The 20,703-nt window shown below is 70.9% G+C and carries 18 protein-coding genes; 7 read left to right on the top strand and 11 right to left on the bottom strand.

What is annotated here, in order from left to right; all coding sequences use genetic code 11:
• Positions 1-431 precede the first annotated feature (431 nt).
• The 3 genes from AB0D34_RS32935 to AB0D34_RS32945 all read left to right on the top strand — a co-directional run bounded on the left by AB0D34_RS32935 (position 432) and on the right by AB0D34_RS32945 (position 2,272).
• Positions 432-1,397: a zinc-binding dehydrogenase gene (locus AB0D34_RS32935; RefSeq protein ID WP_362668239.1), complete on the top strand. Its 966-nt coding sequence runs from the start codon at positions 432-434 to the stop codon at positions 1,395-1,397.
• 102 nt (positions 1,398-1,499) lie between these two features.
• Positions 1,500-1,709, top strand: coding sequence for an HTH domain-containing protein (locus AB0D34_RS32940; RefSeq protein WP_007384656.1), 210 nt, complete (start codon positions 1,500-1,502; stop codon positions 1,707-1,709).
• Positions 1,709-2,272 (top strand): Clp protease N-terminal domain-containing protein, encoded by a 564-nt coding sequence (locus AB0D34_RS32945; protein WP_362668242.1) that lies wholly within the window; start codon positions 1,709-1,711, stop codon positions 2,270-2,272. The genes AB0D34_RS32940 and AB0D34_RS32945 overlap by 1 nt, the downstream gene beginning before the upstream one ends.
• Before the next feature lie 45 nt (positions 2,273-2,317).
• Here AB0D34_RS32945 and AB0D34_RS32950 read toward each other — a convergent pair whose 3' ends face one another.
• Complete coding sequence (locus tag AB0D34_RS32950) at positions 2,318-3,385, bottom strand: helix-turn-helix transcriptional regulator (protein ID WP_362668244.1); 1,068 nt, start codon at positions 3,383-3,385, stop codon at positions 2,318-2,320.
• A 1-nt stretch (position 3,386) separates the two neighbouring features.
• Entirely contained in the window at positions 3,387-4,634 is a 1,248-nt protein-coding gene (locus AB0D34_RS32955; protein ID WP_362668570.1) for a DUF4097 family beta strand repeat-containing protein, read from the bottom strand.
• Positions 4,635-4,781: 147 nt separating this feature from the next.
• On the opposite strand from AB0D34_RS32955, the gene AB0D34_RS32960 reads away from it, so the two are divergent.
• Positions 4,782-5,627, top strand: a complete 846-nt coding sequence (locus AB0D34_RS32960) for a hypothetical protein (RefSeq protein ID WP_362668246.1) — start codon at positions 4,782-4,784, stop codon at positions 5,625-5,627.
• 66 nt (positions 5,628-5,693) lie between these two features.
• Here the strand turns inward: AB0D34_RS32960 and AB0D34_RS32965 are convergent, their stop codons facing one another.
• The 5 genes from AB0D34_RS32965 to AB0D34_RS32985 form a co-directional block, all read right to left on the bottom strand.
• Positions 5,694-5,873 (bottom strand): DUF6104 family protein, encoded by a 180-nt coding sequence (locus AB0D34_RS32965; RefSeq protein WP_003992906.1) that lies wholly within the window; start codon positions 5,871-5,873, stop codon positions 5,694-5,696.
• Between the two features lie 85 nt (positions 5,874-5,958).
• Positions 5,959-9,789: a multifunctional oxoglutarate decarboxylase/oxoglutarate dehydrogenase thiamine pyrophosphate-binding subunit/dihydrolipoyllysine-residue succinyltransferase subunit gene (locus AB0D34_RS32970; protein ID WP_362668248.1), complete on the bottom strand. Its 3,831-nt coding sequence runs from the start codon at positions 9,787-9,789 to the stop codon at positions 5,959-5,961.
• A 292-nt stretch (positions 9,790-10,081) separates the two neighbouring features.
• Entirely contained in the window at positions 10,082-11,188 is a 1,107-nt protein-coding gene (locus tag AB0D34_RS32975; RefSeq protein ID WP_362668250.1) for an ATP-binding protein, read from the bottom strand.
• The gene (locus tag AB0D34_RS32980; protein ID WP_031038660.1) at positions 11,185-11,922 is read right to left on the bottom strand and encodes a response regulator transcription factor; all 738 of its coding nucleotides are present in this window, start codon (positions 11,920-11,922) and stop codon (positions 11,185-11,187) included. Before AB0D34_RS32980 ends, AB0D34_RS32975 begins: the two co-directional genes overlap by 4 nt.
• A gap of 123 nt (positions 11,923-12,045) precedes the next feature.
• A complete protein-coding gene (locus AB0D34_RS32985) occupies positions 12,046-12,723 on the bottom strand; it encodes a spermidine synthase (RefSeq protein WP_362668251.1) in 678 nt (225 codons plus the stop codon).
• Between the two features lie 139 nt (positions 12,724-12,862).
• On the opposite strand from AB0D34_RS32985, the gene AB0D34_RS32990 reads away from it, so the two are divergent.
• Positions 12,863-13,690 (top strand): rhomboid-like protein, encoded by an 828-nt coding sequence (locus tag AB0D34_RS32990; RefSeq protein ID WP_362668253.1) that lies wholly within the window; start codon positions 12,863-12,865, stop codon positions 13,688-13,690.
• 24 nt (positions 13,691-13,714) lie between these two features.
• Here AB0D34_RS32990 and AB0D34_RS32995 read toward each other — a convergent pair whose 3' ends face one another.
• Positions 13,715-14,515 carry a GNAT family N-acetyltransferase gene (locus tag AB0D34_RS32995; protein WP_362668255.1) on the bottom strand — a complete coding sequence of 267 codons (801 nt, stop codon included), beginning with the start codon at positions 14,513-14,515 and terminating at the stop codon, positions 13,715-13,717.
• A 198-nt stretch (positions 14,516-14,713) separates the two neighbouring features.
• Positions 14,714-15,370, bottom strand: coding sequence for a GNAT family N-acetyltransferase (locus tag AB0D34_RS33000; protein ID WP_362668257.1), 657 nt, complete (start codon positions 15,368-15,370; stop codon positions 14,714-14,716).
• A gap of 179 nt (positions 15,371-15,549) precedes the next feature.
• Here AB0D34_RS33000 and lon point away from each other — a divergent pair, with 179 nt between their 5' ends.
• Entirely contained in the window at positions 15,550-17,964 is a 2,415-nt protein-coding gene (lon, locus tag AB0D34_RS33005) for an endopeptidase La (RefSeq protein ID WP_362668259.1), read from the top strand.
• 75 nt (positions 17,965-18,039) lie between these two features.
• Here the strand turns inward: lon and AB0D34_RS33010 are convergent, their stop codons facing one another.
• The gene (locus AB0D34_RS33010; protein WP_362668261.1) at positions 18,040-18,882 is read right to left on the bottom strand and encodes a lysozyme; all 843 of its coding nucleotides are present in this window, start codon (positions 18,880-18,882) and stop codon (positions 18,040-18,042) included.
• Positions 18,883-19,136: 254 nt separating this feature from the next.
• On the opposite strand from AB0D34_RS33010, the gene AB0D34_RS33015 reads away from it, so the two are divergent.
• Complete coding sequence (locus AB0D34_RS33015) at positions 19,137-19,631, top strand: MarR family transcriptional regulator (protein ID WP_362668263.1); 495 nt, start codon at positions 19,137-19,139, stop codon at positions 19,629-19,631.
• Between the two features lie 18 nt (positions 19,632-19,649).
• Here the strand turns inward: AB0D34_RS33015 and AB0D34_RS33020 are convergent, their stop codons facing one another.
• Positions 19,650-20,438 carry a protein phosphatase 2C domain-containing protein gene (locus AB0D34_RS33020; RefSeq protein ID WP_362668266.1) on the bottom strand — a complete coding sequence of 263 codons (789 nt, stop codon included), beginning with the start codon at positions 20,436-20,438 and terminating at the stop codon, positions 19,650-19,652.
• Between the last annotated feature and the right edge of the window lie 265 nt (positions 20,439-20,703).

A 20,703-nucleotide genomic window follows, 5' to 3' on the forward strand; every position in this document is an offset into this window, starting at 1 on the left:
GGCCGCTGCGGGCGGACACCCCCCACCCCGTCCCCTTGCCGCCGTACGCGGCCAACGGCCCACCGTGGCGCACGGCGCGGCGAACGGTCCGTCGTAGCGCGGGGGAGCGGGGAACGGTTCGTGTTGGTGCGCGGGGTGGTTGGCGGTCCGTTGTGGCGCAGGCCGGCTGCAGCTCCTTAGGGGTGCGGGGAACTGCGCGACCAGCCCCCACCGGGCCGCGGCCGCCATACGACATCGCGAGGCACTTCCCTGGGCGCCCGGCCCAAGCCCAGCGCAGCTGCCCGCCGGGAACTGTGCGACCAGCCCCCACCGACCCGCACTCGCCACACGACATCGCGAGGCACGTCCATAGGTGCCCGGTATCGCAAGAGGGCGTGTGTCACATCGTGCCCCGGTTCCGTGTGCCGCCGGAGGACCCTATCGTCAAGGTCATGTTCGCTGTCTACGCCGCCCGAATCGACCGCGACAACCCGCTCTCGGGACTGGAGTTGGGGGAGCGCCCGGCCCCCGAAGCCCGCCCGGGTTGGAGCGTCGTCGACGTCAAGGCCGCTTCCCTCAATCACCATGACCTCTGGTCCCTGCGCGGCGTGGGTCTCGCGGAGGACAAGCTGCCGATGATCCTCGGCTGTGACGCCGCCGGTGTCGACGAGGACGGCAACGAGGTCGTCCTGCACTCCGTCATCGGACAGAGCGGGCACGGGGTCGGCCCCAAGGAGTCGCGGTCCATCCTCACCGAGCGCTACCAGGGGACGTTCGCCGAGCAGGTGACCGTGCCGACCTGGAACGTCCTGCCCAAGCCGAAGGAGCTCTCCTTCGCGGAGGCCGCCTGTCTGCCCACGGCCTGGCTGACGGCGTACCGGATGCTCTTCACGAACGCGGGCGTCCGGCCCGGTGACTCCGTGCTGGTGCAGGGCGCCGGGGGCGGCGTCGCCACGGCCGCCATCGTGCTGGGGAAGGCCGCGGGGCTGCGGGTCTTCGCCAGCAGCCGGGACGCGGCCAAGCGGAGGCGTGCGGTGGAGCTCGGGGCCGTGGAGGCGCTGGAGCCGGGCGCGCGGCTGCCGCAGCGGGTGGACGCCGTCATCGAGACGGTGGGCGCGGCCACGTGGTCGCACTCCGTGAAGTCGCTGAGGCCCGGCGGCACGGTGGTCATCTCCGGTGCCACGAGCGGTGACCGCCCCTCGCACGCCGAACTGACCCGGATCTTCTTCCTGGAGCTCAAGGTCGTGGGCTCGACCATGGGGACCAAGGACGAGCTGGAGGACCTGCTCGCGTTCTGCGCCGCCACGGGGGTGCGTCCCGTCATCGACGAGATCCTCCCGATGGACCGTGCCCGTGAGGGCTTCGAACGGGTCGCATCCGGTGAGCAGTTCGGAAAGGTCGTGCTCGCCAACGGCTGACCTCCTTTTTCCTTGTCGACGGCCGACCCGGGCCTGCGGGTCGGCCGTCGACGTTTGTCAATCACGGTTGACACCTGATTCTTGTCAACGTAGGTTGACGTCATGACCGAAGCAACGGATCTCGCCGAGCGCGCGGGCGATCGCGATCCCCGGGTGGGGCTGCGTGCCGTCGCCGCACTGCGCAGGCTGCTGGAGCAGCTCGAGTCGGTGCAGGTGCGCAGCGCGCGCAATCAGGGCTGGTCGTGGCAGGAGATCGCCGCGGAACTCGGAGTGAGCAGGCAGGCCGTGCACAAGAAGTACGGGAGGCATTGATGTTCGAGCGGTTCACGAAGGATGCCCGGGCGGTGGTCATGGGCGCGGTCGAACACGCCGAGGGGGCGGGGGCCGGGTCGGTGGACGCCGAGCATCTGCTGCTCGCGCTGCTGGACCGGGAGGCCGGGCGCGCCTCCTTCGCCCTGGCCGCTCTCGGACTTGCCGAGCGCGGGGAAGCCGTACGGGAAGCCCTGGGCGAGGCGCGGCGGCGGGCCGGGCTGTCCCAGGCGGACGCCGAGGCGCTGGCCGGGCTCGGTATCGACGTCTCGGAGATCGTCGCCCGGGTCGAGGCGGTGCACGGGGTCGGGGCGATGTCAGGTGACCGGAGGGGCAAGGGGCGGCGGTCCGGCCGGCACCCCTTCGGACCGGGCGCCAAGGAGATCCTGGAGAAGGCTCTTCGGATCGCCGTGGCCCGCCGTGACCGTCACGTCGGCGACGAACACATCCTGCTGGCCCTGACAGTCAGGCCCGGGGTCCCCGGGGAGGTGCTCGCCGACCACGGAGTCACCTACGAGTCGGTCGTTCGTGTCCTCTATGGAGGGGGAGAGGCGAAGGCCGGCTGAGTCCGCTGGGGCGCCGCCGTGGAGAGATGGCGACGCCCGGTCGGATCAGGCCTTCGGCGTGTGCAACAGCGCTCCTATGTGGGCCGCCGCCGTGGAGAGATGGCGGCGGGCGTCGCGGAGCTGGTCGGCCGTGATGCCGTGGTCGCGGGCCGCGTCGCGGATGTCGTCACGGAAACGGTCGAGCAGCCGGTCCAGGTCGCGGGCGGGATTGTCGGTCGGGGCCTCGTGGGCCCAGGAAGGTTCGTGCTCGGCGGGGAAGTCCTCGGGGGTGTGCGAGTACTCGGGGCCCGAAGACGTCCTCTCGGACCTCACGCCGCCCCGGCCGAAGCCGAAGTCCTTCCCGAACTCCTTGCCGTAGTCCTTCCCGAACTCGCCGAACTCCTTGGCCAGTTCGGTCAGACCCTCGCGCACTCCTGTCGGCCAGTCGCCCCGCGCGAAGTGGTCCTGCACCTGCTCCTGCACCCGTCGGGCGATGCGCTGCACCTCCTCCTGCGCCTGCTCCCGGGCTCGCTCCTGGGCCTCCTTGGCCTGGCGACGGGCCCGCTGGGCCTCCTCGCGGGCGCGGCGGCTCTCGTCCTTGGCGCGCCGGGCCTGCTCCTTCCACTCCTGCTTGACGCGGCGCATCTCCTCCTTGGCGACACGCCACGACTCCTTGTCGGCGTACTCCGTGAAGTCCCCGAAGGGGCCCTCCTGGGCGCCGGAGCCTCCCTTGGTGCCACCGCCCTGGCGGGCCTCGGTCGCGGCCGCCCGCATCTCGCGCCGCAGGTCGCCCGCCGCGCCGCGCACATCGGCCCGGATCTCGGCGGCGAGCTCGGCGACCGACTCGCGGATCTCCAGCTCCAGGTCGGCCAGTTCACCGCTGCGGTCGGCCAGTTCGGCGCGGCCCGCGTCCGTGATGGCGTACACCTTGCGGCCGCCCTCGGTGGTGTGGGTGACCAGACCCTCCGCCTCCAGCTTGGCCAGCCGGGGGTAGACGGTGCCCGCCGAGGGGGCGTACAGGCCCTGGAAGCGCTCCTCCAGGAGCCGGATCACCTCGTAGCCGTGGCGCGGGGCCTCGTCCAGTAGCTTCAGCAGGTAGAGGCGGAGGCGGCCGTGGGCGAAGACGGGGGGCATGTCAGAGCACCTTCTTGTCGGTCGTGCCGTCGGCCGGGGCGCGGGTGGGGTCGTCCGCGGGAGCGGGGGTGGGGGTGGCGTTGGGGGTGGCGCCCGGGCCGGAGACGGAATTGTCTCCCGAGGCGCGGTGTCCGTGGTCGGTCGGGTCCGTCGGGCCGGTCGTATCGGCTGGGTTCGTCGGGTCGCCTGGGTCCGCCATGTCCGCGAGGTCGGCCGGGTCACGGGGGTGGTCCGTGGGATCCGCGAGGTCGGCCGGGTCGCGGGGGTCCCTGGGGTCCGCGGTGTCCGCCGGGTCGCGGGGGTCCATGGGATCGGCGGCGTCGGTCGGGTCTCCGGCGTCGGTGAAGCCGGTGCCGTCCCCCCGGACACCGGCGCCGCTCGGCTCGGTACCCGGGTCTCCGTCCCTCACGAAGGGGTCCGTCTCCCACGGCTCCTCCTCGTCCTCCCGGGGCGGGCGGCGCAGGAGGGCGATGGAGCCGGAGACGGTGGTCGCGCGGAGCTTGCCGGTGCCGGCGCCGAGGCGGCCCGTGACCTTGTGGGCACCCCACTGGCCGTGCACCCGCAGACCCTCGAACGCGTTGGAGATCGTCCCGCTCGCGGTGTTGGCCTCCACCTCGGCGTCCGCGGGCTGGGGGAGCCGGATGGCGATCTCACCCGAGACGTTGGTCAGCCGGACGTCGGTGGGGCCCTCCGGGTCGAGGTCGACGATCATCGAGCCGCTGACCGAGTCGGCCCGCACGGAGGAGCCGGAGCCGTCCACCACGGTGAGATCCCCGGAGACCGAGTTGAAGCGCAGGTCGCCGGTGACGGCCTGGGCCTCCAGATTCCCGGAGACGGTGTCGGCGCGGACGGGGCCGGAGAGGCCGACGAGGGTCGTGTCGCCGTTGACCCCCTTCACCACCGACGGGCCGCGCATCCCCGACACGACGGCCCCGGCGCTGACCACCCCCACCTCCACGCGGGTCTCCGCGGGCACCGCCAGCGACACGACCGCACTGCGCCGCCAGCCCTTGCGGTCGAGCCACTTGAGGAAGCCCTTCCAGGGCAGGTCCTCGTAGGCCACCGTGAGGGTGCCGCCCTCCTGGGTGACGACGAGGGGTGGTCCCTCGATCTCCGAGACCTCGAGGCGGGCAGAACCTTCCTCGGTGCCCACCACGTTCACTGTTCCGTTGACGATGCGCACGTGGAGTTCGCGCACGGGCTCGTCGAAGGTGAGCTTCCTGGGCTCAGTGACGGACCACTCGGACATGGTGCAGACCTCCCCGTAGCGACGCGCCATATCGCGTCTCCTGTTATTCACGATATATCGTGGACACGGAAAGTCAAGACACTCGTTCTGGGGGCGATAGAGGCTGTAAATATGACTAATCGGCGTGAATCGCCCTAACGTGTGAGCATGCCGATGGAAGCCACCTCCCGCACCGGTCGCACCGGCCCCGCCCCGGGAGCGCTGCTGCTCTGCCGGGCCGAGCCGGACTCCGTGGCCCCCGCCGCCCAGCTGCTGCGCGAGCGCATGCTGCTCACGCGCGCGGGCAAGGGCTGGAGCGTCCTCGTACCGGAGGGCGGGCCCTGGCTGCACGGCGAGGAGCCGGTCGACCGCGTCCTCACCGGCTGGGCCACCGCCCTCGCCGTCGGCGCCCCCTGGCCCGTTCTCGCCCTCTGGTGGGACGCCGACCACAGCGGGTACACCCTCGCGTCCGGCTTCCGCCGCCCCGTCGGCTACGTCTGGCTCACCAACGGCACCCCGGCGGGCGAGGACGAGGCGATGCGCACCTTCGCGGCCCGCCTCGCCCTCGACCCGGTCCTGGACGTCCAGTCCCTCGACCACCTCACGAAACCGGACCCCTCGTCCGACGCCCGGGCCCGTCTGCGCGGCCTCCTGGCGATCCTCACGCGTGCGGGAGTCACCCTCCCCACCGGCCTCGCCCCCGGCGAACCCGCCGACCGCCTCCGCGCGACGGCCCGCGTTCAGCCGGACGCCCGCGCGGTCGAGTGGGAGGGCCGGCGGGAAGCCGTGCAAGGCGAGATCGGGACAGCGGCAGGCCACCACCTGATCCCCTGGCTCCCCTGGTCCGGCGACCCCGGGGCCCGAACCCCCGCCCTCGCCCAGATCGCGACCGGCCTTCCCCTCGCCGCCTGGGGCCTACGCCACCACAGCGGCGGCTGGCTCACGGCAGGCGCGCTGCTGCTGGCGCACGGGGCGTTCGGGCTGGCGTACAACCTGACGCACCCGCGGGACTGACACGTTCCGAAGTGTGCCCCGACACACGAAAGGCGCCCCCGAAGGAGCGCCCACACCACATCCGCCCTACTCGTCGTCCTCGTCGTCGAGCCGCGCCAGCCACGTCGCCAGCCGCTCCACCGGCACCTCGAAGTCGGGGTTGAGGTCGACGAACGTCCGCAGCTGCTCGGCGAGCCACTCAAAGGTGACCTCCTCCTCGCCGCGCCGCTTCTCCAGCTCTTCGATGCCACGGTCGGTGAAGTACATGCCGTCAAGGATAGATGCGTGGAAACGGCCGGGCCGCACCCCCTGGGAGGGGTGCGGCCCGGCCGCCTACTGCCTGCGAGAGCGGTTACGCCTCGAACACCTCACGCACCAACTGCTCCTGCTCGGCCTGGTGCCGCTTCGCCGAGCCCACCGCCGGCGAGGAGCCGTGCGGGCGGGAGATACGGCGCAGGCGCTCGCCGTGCGGGATGTCCGCGCCGACGGCCAGGTCCAGGTGGTCGATCAGGTTGAGGGCGATGAAGGGCCACGAGCCCTGGTTCGCCGGCTCCTCCTGGGCCCAGAGGTACTTCTCGGCGTTCGGGTACTTGGCGATCTCGGCCTGGAGCTCGGCACCCGGCAGGGGGTACAGGCGCTCGACGCGGATGATCGCCGTGTCCGTGACACCGCGCTTCTGACGCTCGGCGTCGAGGTCGTAGTAGACCTTGCCGGCGCAGAAGACGACCTTCTTGACGGCGGCCGCGTCCACGGACGTGTCGCCGATGACCGGGCGGAACTGACCCGACGTGAACTCCTCCGTCTTCGACGCGGCGGCCTTGAGACGCAGCATCGACTTCGGGGTGAAGACCACCAGCGGCTTGTGGTGCGGGTTGTGCACCTGCCACCGCAGGAGGTGGAAGTAGTTCGACGGCAGGGTCGGCATCGCGACCGTCATGTTGTTCTGGGCGCAGAGCTGCAGGAAGCGCTCCACACGCGCGGACGAGTGGTCCGGGCCCTGGCCCTCGTAGCCGTGCGGGAGGAGCAGGGTGACGCCGGACGTCTGGCCCCACTTCTGCTCCGCCGCCGAGATGTACTCGTCGACGATCGTCTGCGCGCCGTTGACGAAGTCACCGAACTGCGCCTCCCACAGCACGAGCGCGTCGGGGCGGGCCAGCGAGTAGCCGTACTCGAAGCCCATGACCGCGTACTCGGACAGGAGGGAGTTGTAGACGTTGTAGCGGGCCTGGTCCTCGGCGAGGTACTGGAGCGGGGTGTGCTCCTCACCCGTCTCCCGGTCGATCAGGACCGCGTGGCGCTGGCCGAAGGTGCCGCGCTGGGAGTCCTGGCCGGACAGACGGACCGGGGTGCCCTCCAGGAGCAGGGAGCCGACGGCCAGCGTCTCGCCCATGCCCCAGTCGATCGTGCCGTCCTCGACCATCGACGCCCGGCGCTGGAGCTGCGGCAGCAGACGCGGGTGGACGTGGAAGGTGTCGGGGATGTTGACCTGGGACTCGGCGATCCGCTTCACGGTCTCCGTGGAGATCGCGGTGTTCACGGCGACCGGGAACTCGGCCTGCGGGTCGGAGACGGGACCGGCGGCCGGCTGGGCCGTGACGGCCTCGCGGACCTCGGTGAAGACCTTCTCCAGCTGGCCCTGGTAGTCCTGCAGGGCCTGCTCGGCCTCTTCCAGGGTGATGTCGCCGCGACCGATGAGGGACTCGGTGTAGAGCTTGCGCACCGAGCGCTTCTTGTCGATCAGGTCGTACATCAGCGGCTGGGTGAAGGCCGGGTTGTCCGACTCGTTGTGACCGCGGCGGCGGTAGCAGATGAGGTCGATCACCACGTCCTTGTTGAACGCCTGGCGGAACTCGAAGGCCAGGCGGGCCACGCGGACCACGGCCTCCGGGTCGTCGCCGTTCACGTGGAAGATCGGGGCCTCGATCATGCGGGCCACGTCCGTCGCGTACATGGAGGAACGCGAGGACTCCGGGGCGGCCGTGAAGCCGACCTGGTTGTTGATGACGATGTGGACCGTGCCGCCGGTGCGGTAACCCCGCAGCTGCGACATGTTCAGGGTCTCGGCCACCACGCCCTGGCCCGCGAAGGCCGCGTCGCCGTGCAGGGCGACCGGCAGGACGGTGAAGTCCGTGCCGCCCTTGTTGATGATGTCCTGCTTGGCGCGGGTGATGCCCTCGATGACCGGGTCGACCGTCTCCAGGTGGGAGGGGTTCGCGGCCAGCGAGACCTTGATCTGCTCGCCGTCCAGGCCGGTGAAGGTGCCCTCGGCGCCCAGGTGGTACTTCACGTCGCCGGAGCCGTGCATCGACTTCGGGTCGAGGTTGCCCTCGAACTCGCGGAAGATCTGGGCGTACGACTTGCCGACGATGTTGGCGAGGACGTTCAGGCGGCCGCGGTGGGCCATGCCGATGACGACCTCGTCCAGGCGGGACTCGGCGGCCGAGTCCAGCACCGCGTCGAGCAGCGGGATGACGGACTCGCCGCCCTCCAGGGAGAAGCGCTTCTGGCCGACGTACTTCGTCTGCAGGAAGGTCTCGAAGGCCTCCGCGGCGTTCAGCCGGCGCAGGATGCGCAGCTGCTCCTCGCGCTCCGGCTTGGTGTGCGAGCGCTCGATGCGGTCCTGGATCCACTTGCGCTGCTTGGGGTCCTGGATGTGCATGAACTCGACGCCGGTGGTGCGGCAGTACGAGTCGCGCAGCACGCCGAGGATGTCGCGCAGCTTCATCAGGGACTTGCCCGCGAAACCGCCGACCGCGAACTCCCGCTCCAGGTCCCACAGGGTGAGGCCGTGCTCGGTGATGTCCAGGTCGGGGTGCTTGCGCTGCCGGTACTCCAGCGGGTCGGTGTCGGCCATGACGTGGCCGCGGACCCGGTAGGAGTGGATCAGCTCGAAGACCCGGGCGGCCTTGGTGACGTCGTCGTCGTGCGAGGCGTCGATGTCCTTGAGCCAGCGGACCGGCTCGTAGGGGATGCGCAGCGCCTCGAAGATCTCGTCGAAGAAGTTGTTCTCGCCGAGCAGGAGGTTCGCGACGATCCGCAGGAACTCGCCGGAGGCGGCGCCCTGGATGACCCGGTGGTCGTAGGTCGACGTGAGCGTCATGACCTTCGAGATGCCGAGCTTGTTCAGGGTGTCCTGGGAGGTGCCCTGGAACTCCGCCGGGTAGTCCATGGAGCCGACGCCCATGATGACCGACTGGCCGGGCATGAGGCGCGGCACGGAGTGGACCGTACCGAGGCCACCCGGGTTGGTCAGGGAGACCGTGACGCCCGAGAAGTCGTCCATCGTCAGCTTGCCGTCACGGGCGCGGCGGACGATGTCCTCGTAGGCCTGCCAGAACTCGAAGAAGTTCAGCGTCTCGGCCTTCTTGATGCCCGCGACGACCAGCTGGCGGTCGCCGTTGGGCTTCACCAGGTCGATGGCGAGGCCGAAGTTGACGTGCGGCGGCTTGACGAGGGTGGGCTTCCCGTCCTTCTCCGCGTAGTGCCAGTTCATCGACGGCATGGCCTTGATGGCCTGCACCATCGCGTACCCGATGAGGTGCGTGAAGGAGATCTTCCCGCCCCGGGCGCGCTTCAGATGGTTGTTGATGACGATGCGGTTGTCGAAGAGCAGCTTCACCGGGACCGCGCGCACGGACGTGGCCGTGGGCAGCTCCAGGGAGGCGTTCATGTTCTTCGCGACCGCGGCGGCGGGACCGCGCAGGGTGACCGTCTCGGGGCCCTCCGGAGCGGAGGCCTGAGCGGCGGCGGGCTTCGCGGCGGCCGGAGCGGCCTTGGCAGGCGCAGGCGCGGCCTTCGCGGGAGCCGCGGCCGGGGCCGGCGCGGCAGCCGCGGGCTTGGCAGCCGGAGCAGGAGCGGCCGGAGCCGGGGCCTGCGCGGGAGCCTGGGCCTGAGCCGGCGGAGCGGTCGGCGCGGACGGGGCCGCCGAGGCCTGAGGAGCGGTGGTGGTCTCTGCGGCCCCCGCGGCCGCAGTACCCGCCGGAGCCGGGGTGGCAGCAGCCCCTGGCTTGTAGTCGGCGAAGAAGTCCCACCAGGCTCGGTCTACCGAATTCGGGTCCTGGAGGTACTGCTGATAGATCTCGTCGACGAGCCACTCGTTCGGGCCGAACGCGGCAGCGGGGTTCTTGCCCGCTTGGTCTGCGTCGGTCGAGATGCTCGAGTTACTGGGGGACTGTGGCGACACGGCGGCAACCGCCCTCTTCCGCTTCACAAGGTGATGGACAGCGGAAATAAAGGCTACGCCCCCAAGACCGTGAAGGTCAGGCCGGGCCGGTCCATCGTCGTGTAAGTCACATCAAAGAGCGGGTTTCGGGGGTGGAAATGGCGGGAAACAAGCGAGGTTCCGCTTGGTGAAACCGCGTGAGGGAAGGGCCGAGCGGGGCCCTGCGCGACGACGGCGCGGCCCTCTGCCTGATCACACGTGTCCGACAGCGCGGAACAGAGATGGATCTTGTGGCTCCGCTTCGAACTTTACGTCAACTTGGCAGAGATGGAAGCCCCGGCAGAGTGACAAGAATCCTGCAGCCCCGCTCGGATTCGGCCACTCCGATCCGGCCGCCGTGCAGATCCACCGCCCAGCGGGCGATCGCGAGCCCCAGTCCGGTGCCGCCGTCGCTGCCCGGACCGTGCGGCCGCATGACCTGACCGCGGTTGAACCGCTCGAAGACGCGACGCCACTCCGAGCGCGGAATGCCGGGGCCCTCGTCGAGAACCTCCAGCTCGAGGGACTCGGGCAGGGACCCGCGCCGCGCCTTGACCGTCACCCGGCCGTGCGCCGGGCTGTGCTTGACCGCGTTGTCGATCAGGTTGGCGACGACCTGGTGGATGCGCTCCGGATCGGCGTGCGCGGTCAGCTCCGGCGGGTGCACGTCGAGGTGCAGATGCACGTCCGTGCGGGTGTGGCTGCCGGACCCGGAGGCGATGCCCGCGCGCGCGGAGGCGACCATGTTGGCCTCCTTCAGCACGCCCGAGAGATACGGCCACACCTCGAAACGGCGCTTCTTCAGCGGGACGACGCCGTTGTCGATGCGGGACAGGTCCAGCAGTGTCTCGACCAGCCGGCCGAGCCGTTCCGTCTGCTTCAGGGCCGTGCGCATGGTCTCGGGGTCGGCCTCGGTGACCCCGTCGACGATGTTCTCCAGCACCGCGCGCAGGCCCGCGATGGGCGTGCGCAGCTCGTGGGAGACATTTGCCACAAGTTCCTTGCGCTGGCGTTCCTGGGCCTCCAGGTCGTCCGCCATGCGGTTGATCGTCTGGGCCAGGTCGCCCAGCTCGTCCCGTCGGTTCTCACGGACCCGGCGGGTGTAGTCGCCGTGCGAGATGGACCGGGCGACCGCGTTCATGTCGTCCAGGGGAGCGGTGAGCGAATGCGCCACGAACTGCGTAATGAGCAGTGTGGCGATCATCGAGAAGACCGTGATGAAGCGCAGCTCGGTCGCCGTGCGCATTGCGATCATCATCAGCCCGGTGGTGATGAGGACCGCGATGACGACCAGGGCGCCCAGCTTGGTCTTGATCGAGAACGGGCTCACGCCGCCCCAGGGCTCCCTGGGGCTTCTCCGGCCGGCCGGACCCTCGCTCATGGCGTCGGCGTCTCCAGGGCGTAACCGACGCCGTGCACCGTGCGGATCCGCTCGGCGCCGATCTTGCGGCGCAGCGCCTTGATGTGGCTGTCGACCGTGCGGGTGCCGGAGGCGTCCGCCCAGTCCCACACCTCGGCGAGCAGCTGCTCACGGGAGAGCACCGCGCGCGGGGTGTTCGCCAGGCACACGAGCAGGTCGAACTCGGTGGGAGTGAGGTGAACGTCCTCGCTCCGCACCCGCACCCGGCGCTGCGCGTGGTCGATCTCCAGCTCGCCGAGGCGCAGGATGCCGGACCGGGGTGTGGCGGCGGCCAGCGCGGCCCGCTCGACCCGCCGCAGCAGGACGTGCACGCGCGCGGCCAGCTCACGCATCGAGAACGGCTTGGTCATGTAGTCGTCGGCGCCGACGCCGAGCCCGACCAGCATGTCGGTCTCGTCGTCACGGGCCGTCAACATCATCACCGGCACCGGACGGGCGGCCTGCACACGGCGGCAGACCTCCAGACCGTCGAAGCCGGGCAGCATGATGTCGAGGATCAGCAGGTCCGGCTGCCAGGCCTCGGCCGTGTCGACCGCCGACGGACCGTCGACCGCTGTTTGCACGAGGAATCCCTCGGCGCGCAGGCGGGTCGCGATGGCGTCGACGATCGTCGGATCGTCCTCGACGACCAGGACCCGGCGCTGTGCGCCCGGGGTAGCCGTCGAACCGTTGTGGGAGGTGTGTGTCTGCTCCATCGCCCGCCCCTGGGGAGTGCTTTCCGGAACCATGTGGGGTGATTCCTTGTCTGCGCATGACTGCGATTGACGCTTGAATGATCGGCGTAGGGGAGCAGAGTACGGGGAGACATCACCCCTTTGCTATCCAGGTCGGACGGCAAGGTGCACGACGTCGGGTACGCCCCGGGCAACGGGGATCTCCTCGGTACGTACCTGTTGGAACCCGGCATTTGCTAGGGATCCCTCAAATTCCGCTGAGGGTTTGGCGGACCACACGGCCAGTACCCCGCCCGGCTTCAACACCCTTGCGCAGCTTGTGAGTCCGGCAGGCGCGTAGAGTCCGCCGTTGCCCTCCGTGACCGTCCAATCAGGTCCGTTGTCGATGTCGAGGCACAGCGCGTCAAAAGTGGCGCATGTCTCATTGACGAATCCGACCAGATCCGTTTCCAGAATGTTCGTCCGGGGATCGGCGAGCGCCGCGGCCGAGAGCGCCGACAGCGGGCCCGTGCGGTGCCAGTCGACGATCGCCGGTTCCCGCTCCACGACCGTGATCCGGCCCCAGCGCGGATTCGCGGCGGCGTGTGCGAGCGAGAAGCCGACGCCGAGGCCGCCGATGAGGACGTGCGGGTCCGAGCGGTCGTCGAGCGCGCCGAGCGCGGCGTCGACGAGCATCCGCTCCGAGCGCCCGTCCGAGGTGTCCATCAGGAAGCAGCCGTTGGCGATGATCTGGAGCAACTCGCCGTGGCGCCGCAGGACTACCTCTCCGTAGGGGCCCTCGCGACGGTCCAGGACTTCGGGAATGTCGTACGAGGTGGGCATCGGTCCATCCTGGCAGCTACGGCGTGCGGGGCGGGGCTACTTGAGAAGACCCTGTGAATCGGGACAAGGGTGGCGCCGGTCACAGACAGCGAGTGGGTCGGGCACGAAGGCTGGGGTGAAACGGAAGGAGCAGCTCACCTTGGAACGAACCGTGCCGCCGGCTCCTCCCGACGCGACCGCGCCGACCGCGCCGACCGAGCCCGCTACGGACGCGTGCTTTCCGGATGTCGCCGGGCTGCTCGACGGTATGCCCCGGCAGCGGAACGGGACTGCCGTCGCCGACCTGCCGAGGGAAGCCACGCCGACAGCCGCCGTCCCGGTCCGCCGCTTCCAGGTCCCCCGCGTGTGGCGGTTGCTCCCCACCCCCACCGGGACCCCGTTCACCTTCGTCTACGGCGCCGTCCTGGCCGCGGTCTCGCTGGTCTCGGCGCAGCTGGACCCCGCCCTCGTGCACACCCTGCACCAGGGCTCCAGCACCGATGTCGCCCACCTGGTGCGGACGCCCGTGCTGGTACTCCTCGCCAGTGCGCTGTGGATCGCGGGTGGCATCCTCTCGCCGTACGCCGTCGCCCTGTTGTTCGTCCTCACCGCACTGGAGCGACGGATCGGCGGTGTGCGCACGGCCGGGGTCTTCCTGCTCGGCCATGTCGGCGCGACCCTCGCGACGGAGGTCCCCATAGGCGTGGCGGTCCTGGTCGGCCACCTCCCGACTTCCTCGCTGCACCGCCTCGACTACGGCGTCAGCTTCGGCGTCGCCGCGAGCCTCGGCGCGCTGACCGGGCTGCTCAGGCCATGGCTGCGCTGGCCGTTGCTCGCCCTGTTCGGCTGGATCCTGGTCACCGACCTGATCGCCTTCACCGACCCGATGACCAACTGGGGCCACCTGATCGCGTTGTCGATCGGCGTCTCGACCTGGCCGCTGGTGCGACGGTGGCGGCAGGCGCGGCAGCCCCTCGCCGTCGACTGAGCCCGCAGAGGATGGCCGGCGGTGTCAACGGCCCGGTGGCGTCCAGACGTACGGCGTCGTCGTGGTCACCGCGTGGAAGCCGAGCCTGCGCAGGATGGGCGCGCTGTCGTCCGACGCGTCGACGTGCAGATACGTGACCCCGCGCGAGACGGCGAGAGCGGCGCGTACGGCGACCAGGGCGCGGTAGATGCCCCTGCCCCGCCACTCGGCGAGCGTGGAGCCGCCCCACAGGCTCGCGAACTCCGTGCCCTCGCGGAGCACCAGCCAGGCGGCGCACACCACTTCGCCGTCCGCCTCGGCCACGTACACCGCGATCCCGTCGGGCGCGGCGGCCACCCGGCCGATCAGGTCGTCGGCGAGCCAGTTCCAGTCCTGGCCCCAGACCGCCGACTCCATCGCGGCGATCCGGCGCATGTCCGCGTCGGCCGTGACCCGGCGCACGGTGACCCCGTCCGGCAGCACGGGCTCTCGTACGGCCATCTCGTCGGCCCGGCCGACCAGCACGGTCTCCCGCTCCTCGGGCAGGAAACCGGCCGCGCCGAGCCGTTCGGTGAGGTCGGCCGGGATGTCGTGGGAGCGGGTCTTCCACTCGACGGCCTCGCCGCGCGCGGAGAAGAAGTCGCGCTGGCGGACGATCAGCTCGTCGAGTGCGTCCCCGTACACGCCGAGGTCCCGCGGCCCGTCCACGAACCCGCGGAACTGCCCGACGATCCGCGACAGCGGTCCGTCCTGCTCGTAGGTCACCCCCGCGGGCGGGGCCGGGGGAGCGCCCCGCATCTGGTCGTCGTAGGCGGAGAGGAGGGCCGGTATGTCTGCCGTGGTCATCGTCGCTGGTTCCCCCTGGTCCTCAAGGATGTCCGGGGCGTCCGGCTCGTCGGGCCGTCGGGAAGAGCGGGCGTCGGCCGGGTGTTGTCCCTCATGAGGCCGGCGCGGATCACCGCGGGTGTCGGGTCGGCCACCGACGCAGCATGACAGAGGTCGTCCCGAGGCGCCTCCGGTTTCCAGGGAGGCGGTGACGGGTGGTCACCCGGCGTTCGGTCCCTCGAACTTCGCACTGGTGAGCGGAGCTTCCACATGCCAGCCCAGAGCCTCGTACAGCCCCCGTCCCGCCGGGGTGCCCGCCAGTACGCCGGTCTCCGCCCCCATGCCGACGGCCACGTTCTGGAGCGTGCGCATGACGACGCTGCCCAGCCCCCGGCGCTGGTGGGCGGGCACGGTCGCGATCTGGTCGAAGACCGCGGTCCTGCCCGTCGGGGCGACCTGGCCGCGGGCCGCGAGGGAGCCGTCGGGCGCGGCGACGAGTACGCGGGTGACGCCGCCGACGGACCAGGTGCGCAGCCGGTATCCGGGAGGGGCGCCGGTCCGTTGCGCCGAAGCGGTCAGCGGGACCGTCATCAGGAAGCCCGGCTCGGGATCCACCCACCAGCCCTCACCGAGCCAGCCCCCGACCACCTCCGGGTCGTGGAACACCTTGAGCCACACGCCGGCCCCGGTCACCCCGCCCGCCACTTTGCGCACGACGCCCTCGTCCACGTCGTCGCCCAGCGCGTCGAAGACGTGCCGCGACACGTGCGCGACCTGCCCCACGTCGACGGTGAACCCCCACGGCTCACGCTCCGGTGCCGCCGCCCCGCGGGAGACGACCCAGCCGGTCACCCATGCCTGTACGACTCCGTCCACGACATCTCCCAGTAATGACCACTCACGGTGTGTGCCTGTTACGCGACGACCATAGGTCCCGAACCGCCGATTCCGGCAGCCGTGATCGCCGACAGCGAACAGGCGGTCGGGTGGGGAACATTCGAAGGTGCATGTGCATTGAGTCGGCATAGCTCAACTTGACTGCCGAAGGGGAGATCATGGCTTCGACGTCCACACCGCTCACTCTGCCTGTGCTGCCGCTCGACGACGAGGTCGTGCTGCCCGGAATGGTGGTTCCGCTCGACCTGAACGACGCCGACGTCCGTGCCGCGGTGGAGGCCGCCCAGGCCGCCGCCCGCTCGGAACCCGGTAAGCCGAAGGTCCTGCTGGTGCCACGCATCGACGGCACCTACGCGAGCACCGGTGTACTCGGCACCGTCGAGCAGGTCGGCCGGCTGGCCGACGGCGACCCGGGCGCGCTCATCCGCGGCCGGGGCAGGGTGAAGATCGGTGCGGGGACCACCGGCCCGGGCGCCGCCCTGTGGGTCGAGGGGACGACGGTCGACCAGACCGTCCCCGACCCGCTGCCCGGTCACGTCACCGAACTGGTCAAGGAGTACAAGGCCCTCGCCACCGCCTGGCTGCGCAAGCGCGGCGCCTGGCAGATCGTGGACCGGGTGCAGGCCATCGACGACGTGTCCGCGCTCGCCGACAACTCCGGTTACTCGCCGTTCCTGACGACCGAGCAGAAGGTCGAGCTGCTGGAGACCGCCGACCCGGTCGGCCGCCTCAAGCTCGCCACCCAGCAGCTGCGCGACCACCTCGCCGAGCAGGACGTCGCCGAGACCATCGCGAAGGACGTCCAGGAGGGCGTCGACAAGCAGCAGCGGGAGTTCCTGCTCCGCCGTCAGCTGGAAGCCGTACGCAAGGAACTGCGCGACCTCAACGGCGAGCAGGACGGCGAGGAGTCCGACGACTACCGCGCCCGCGTGGAGGCCGCCGACCTGCCCGAGAAGGTGCGGGAAGCCGCCCTCAAGGAGGTCGACAAGCTGGAGCGGTCCAGCGACCAGTCCCCGGAGGGCTCCTGGATCCGCACCTGGCTGGACACCGTCCTCGAACTGCCGTGGAACGAACGGACCGAGGACGCCTACGACATCCAGGGCGCCAAGGGGATCCTCGACGCCGAGCACGCGGGCCTGGAGGACGTGAAGGAGCGGATCACCGAGTACCTCGCGGTGCGCAAGCGCCGTAGCGAGCGGGGCCTCGGGGTGGTCGGCGGCCGGCGCGGCGGTGCCGTACTGGCGCTCGTCGGACCTCCCGGTGTCGGCAAGACCTCGCTCGGCGAGTCCGTCGCGCACGCCATGGGCCGCAAGTTCGTCCGCGTCGCCCTCGGTGGCGTACGGGACGAGGCGGAGATCCGCGGCCACCGGCGGACGTACGTCGGCGCGCTGCCCGGCCGGATCGTGCGGGCCATCAAGGAGGCCGGTTCGATGAACCCGGTCGTCCTGCTCGACGAGATCGACAAGGTGGGCTCCGACTTCCGCGGCGACCCCGCGGCGGCCCTCCTGGAGGTCCTGGACCCGGCGCAGAACCACACCTTCCGCGACCACTACCTGGAGGTCGAACTCGACCTGTCCGACGTGGTGTTCCTGGCGACGGCGAACGTCCTGGAGGCCATCCCGGAGGCCCTGCTCGACCGTATGGAGCTGGTCCGCCTCGACGGCTACACCGAGGACGAGAAGGTCGTCATCGCCCGTGACCACCTGCTCCCGCGCCAGCTGGAGCGGGCGGGGCTCGCGGGGGACGAGGTCGTCATCGACGAGAGCGCCCTGCGCAAGCTCGCCGGCGAGTACACCCGCGAGGCGGGCGTGCGCACCCTGGAGCGCTCGATCGCCCGGCTGCTCCGCAAGGTCGCGGCGCAGCACGAACTGGGCGAGCGGAAGCTGCCGTTCACCGTCACGGACGAGGAACTGCGCGGTCTGATCGGCCGCCCGCACCACGTGCCCGAGTCGGCCCAGGACCCCGCGGAGCGCCGTACGGCGGTCCCCGGTGTCGCGACCGGACTCGCGGTCACCGGAGCGGGCGGGGACGTGCTCTTCGTCGAGGCCTCGCTGGCCGACCCGGAGACGGGCGCGGCGGGTCTGACGCTGACCGGCCAGCTGGGTGACGTGATGAAGGAGAGCGCGCAGATCGCGTTGAGCTTCCTGCGGTCGCGCGGCGCGGAGCTCGAACTGCCGGTCGGCGACCTGAAGGACCGGGGCGTGCACATCCACTTCCCGGCGGGCGCGGTCCCGAAGGACGGCCCGAGCGCGGGCGTCACGATGACGACGGCCCTGGCGTCACTGCTCAGCGGTCGCCTGGTCCGCACGGACGTGGCGATGACGGGCGAGGTCTCGCTGACCGGCCGGGTCCTCCCGATCGGCGGCGTGAAGCAGAAGCTGCTCGCCGCGCACCGCGCCGGGGTGACGACCGTCATCATCCCCAAGCGCAACGAAGCCGACCTGGACGACGTCCCCGCGGAGGTGCTGGACAAGCTCGACGTCCACGCCGTCACCGACGTCCGCCAGGTCCTGGAGCTGGCGCTGGCCCCGGCGACGAACGAGGCCGCGCCGGAGGTTCCGGTGGCGGCGTGACGGGCGCTGCCGGATGAGGTGGAGGCCCGGGTTCTCGTGAGGGAGGCCCGGGCCTTCGCCGTGTCCGCGCACGGGTCAGCCGTTGGCGAGCGCCTTCACCCGGTCGAACGCTCCGTTGAACCGGTCGTGGTCGCCGACCGTCGGGCCGGAGGAGGTGTACTGCCACATGGTGTACGCACTCCAGCCGGCCGGGAGGGTGCCCGCCGTCGAGGCGTACCGCGCGATCCACAGCGGGCTGGCGGAGAAGCCGCCGTAGTTCCCGGTGCACTGGGTCCACCAGCTGGTGGCGGTGTAGATGACCGCGTTCCGGCCGGTCCGCGCCTTGTACTGGTTCAGGAAGTCACGGATCCAGGTGACCATCCCGCTCTGCGACTTGCCGAAGCAGGCGTCGCCGTACGGGTTCCACTCGATGTCCAGCACCCCCGGCAGCGTCTGCCCGTCCCGGGACCAGCCGCCGCCGTGGTCGACGAAGTAGTTGGCCTGCGTTGCGCCGCTCGTGGTGTCCGGGGTGGCGAAGTGGTAGGCGCCGCGGACCATGCCGACGTCGTAGGAGCCGCCGTACTGCTGGCTGAAGTAGGGATTCGTGTAGTACGTCCCTTCGCTCGCCTTGGCGTACGCCCATCGGACCCCGCTGTTCCACAGGGTCGGCCAGGAGACGTTGCCCTGGTAGCTGGCGACGTCGACACCGTCGGTCTGGGCCGCCCGGGTGTCGGCGGGAAGAGCGCCCTGGCCGTCATGCGCTACGACGCCCATCCCCATGTGGGCGGAGCCGCGGGCCGGGGTGGCGGTGGCCTCGGGGGCCGCGGGGGGTTCGGCGGCCGAGGCGGGTCCGGGGTGCAGCAGGGAGAAGACGGTGAGCAGGAGGGCGGCGGGAAAGAGGCGCCGGGGACGTATCGGTCCGGGTCTGTGCACGGGCATGGCGTGCCTCCGAAGGCTCGGTGATGCTCGGTGGGGGCTGCGCGGGAAGCGCTGGGCAGGCCGGCCGGCGTGGCGACTTCTGGCGTGTACATGCCAGTAATTGCCTGGTGGAGACGCTGGGTACGGGGACGACGGGTTGGTAAGGGGGACCGGAGCTGCCGTTGGTCTAGCCCTGCGAAATACTTACGGAGCTGCGGCTATGGCGCAATTTGGCGGAAACTTTCAGTACCGGGAAAACCGAGGCAGGGACTGACGTGCACGAAGACGGAAACGGCGACGGCGGCCGGGGCGCGGCCGACGGGGCGCCGAGCGATGTGGACCAGCCCGGATTCCTGGCGCTCGAACGCGAGTTGACCGTCCTGCTGCGGCGCGCCCGGGCCAACCAGGGGGAGATGGCCCGCGAGGTCCATCCCGACCTGGAGTCGGCGGCGTACGGTCTGCTCGTCCGTCTGGATGAATGCGGCCGCCAGCGCGCCACCGGACTGGCCGCCTACATCGGCGTCGGCAAGGCCACGATGTCCCGCCAGCTGCGCGCCCTGGAGGAGCTGGGCCTGGTCGCCCGCGAACCGGACCCGGCGGACGGCCGGGCCTGGCTGGTCGACCTCACGGAGGAGGGCCGGTCCCGGGTGAAGCGGGTGCGCGACGCGCGGCGGGCGCGGTACGCGGGGCGGCTGGCGCACTGGGATCCGGGAGAGGTGACGGAACTGGCGCGGCTGCTGCACCAGTTGAACCGGGGGATGGAGAAGTAGCGCCGACGCCTCCCGGGCTCACAGCTCCGCGTACACCACCGTCGCGTCGTCGTGCGTCTTGCTGCGCCCCAGGTACGCCCGAGCCTCCGCGTCCCCGCGCTCCAACTCCCGTACGCGGTCCACCAACGCCTGCGCCCCCTCCTTGCGTACGAAGGTGAAGAGCTCTGTCCAGTCCCCCTCCCGGAACTTCTCCACCCACCGCGTCGCCCCGTCCGTCAGTGCCACCAGCGTCCGCACCCGGGACCGGTCCGCCGACCCCGTCACCGCCCGCCCCGCCACCGCCGGATCCGCCGCCGCCGTGAAGAAGCCGCCCTCCTTGTTGCGGAGGTCGGCGTCGATCAGGGCGTCCGTGGCCAGCAGGGCGCGGGGGATACGGGACAGACGGTCGTCCAGGACAGGGGTGAGGGTCCCGTCGGGGGACTCCAGGAGCAGGGCCGAGTCCGACAGGACCAGGTACTCCACCGTCGACGGGGACCACCGCGCGACCACCACCGTCGCCTGGGGCGTACGCGGGTGAGAAAGGTCACAGGTGGCTTGATGTGCCTGCGCTGTGCGCGCGATCGCCCGGGACAGCGTCTCGGCCAGCGGAACATCCATGAGCGAAACGGCCAGTTCGGTCAGCGCCCCGCCGAGACGCGCCGTGAACCAGGGGACGGAATGCAGACAGCCGGTCGGACCGGCGGGCGGGGTGACCCCGTCGAGGGCGACCAGTACGCCGCCCTGTCCGGAGGCGGGGAGCGCGACGCTCGCGAAGTCCTCGTTGGGCCGATGGGCGTCGCCGGGTTCCGAGACAAGTTCCGTACGCATTCGGCCAGTCTGCACGAGCCCTTCACAAGGTCCGCCAAAGGGTGGCAACGGTCACGGGACTGACGCAGCCGCGCAGGTCAGACGCCAGATTTGGGGTGGAATGGTTCACTCCGGGCAGGCGTGGTGGCGAATACTGCCATCGGTCTCCGCCGGCGTCCAACCGGCCTGCCGCACAAGGCTCGTGCGCGTGCCGTAGGAACTTGCCCGCCAACTCCCCTCCGGGGTTCACTCCTTCGGGTGGCGGCTCAGGTGATGCGCGGCCACC

Origin of the sequence: Streptomyces sp. NPDC048420 (assembly GCF_040651535.1) — a bacterium.
GTDB lineage: Bacteria > Actinomycetota > Actinomycetes > Streptomycetales > Streptomycetaceae > Streptomyces.

Bases quoted from the DNA above. Each gene is read 5' to 3' on its own strand.
- AB0D34_RS32935 (WP_362668239.1), top strand. From the start codon at position 432: ATGTTCGCTGTCTACGCCGCCCGAATCGACCGCGACAACCCGCTCTCG.
- AB0D34_RS33020 (WP_362668266.1), bottom strand. From the start codon at position 20,438: ATGCGTACGGAACTTGTCTCGGAACCCGGCGACGCCCATCGGCCCAAC.
- AB0D34_RS32960 (WP_362668246.1), top strand. From the start codon at position 4,782: ATGCCGATGGAAGCCACCTCCCGCACCGGTCGCACCGGCCCCGCCCCG.
- lon (WP_362668259.1), top strand. From the start codon at position 15,550: ATGGCTTCGACGTCCACACCGCTCACTCTGCCTGTGCTGCCGCTCGAC.
- AB0D34_RS32955 (WP_362668570.1), bottom strand. From the start codon at position 4,634: ATGTCCGAGTGGTCCGTCACTGAGCCCAGGAAGCTCACCTTCGACGAG.
- AB0D34_RS32945 (WP_362668242.1), top strand. From the start codon at position 1,709: ATGTTCGAGCGGTTCACGAAGGATGCCCGGGCGGTGGTCATGGGCGCG.
- AB0D34_RS32980 (WP_031038660.1), bottom strand. From the start codon at position 11,922: ATGGAGCAGACACACACCTCCCACAACGGTTCGACGGCTACCCCGGGC.
- AB0D34_RS32995 (WP_362668255.1), bottom strand. From the start codon at position 14,515: ATGACCACGGCAGACATACCGGCCCTCCTCTCCGCCTACGACGACCAG.
- AB0D34_RS33010 (WP_362668261.1), bottom strand. From the start codon at position 18,882: ATGCCCGTGCACAGACCCGGACCGATACGTCCCCGGCGCCTCTTTCCC.
- AB0D34_RS32940 (WP_007384656.1), top strand. From the start codon at position 1,500: ATGACCGAAGCAACGGATCTCGCCGAGCGCGCGGGCGATCGCGATCCC.
- AB0D34_RS32975 (WP_362668250.1), bottom strand. From the start codon at position 11,188: ATGAGCGAGGGTCCGGCCGGCCGGAGAAGCCCCAGGGAGCCCTGGGGC.
- AB0D34_RS32985 (WP_362668251.1), bottom strand. From the start codon at position 12,723: ATGCCCACCTCGTACGACATTCCCGAAGTCCTGGACCGTCGCGAGGGC.
- AB0D34_RS32965 (WP_003992906.1), bottom strand. From the start codon at position 5,873: ATGTACTTCACCGACCGTGGCATCGAAGAGCTGGAGAAGCGGCGCGGC.
- AB0D34_RS32950 (WP_362668244.1), bottom strand. From the start codon at position 3,385: ATGCCCCCCGTCTTCGCCCACGGCCGCCTCCGCCTCTACCTGCTGAAG.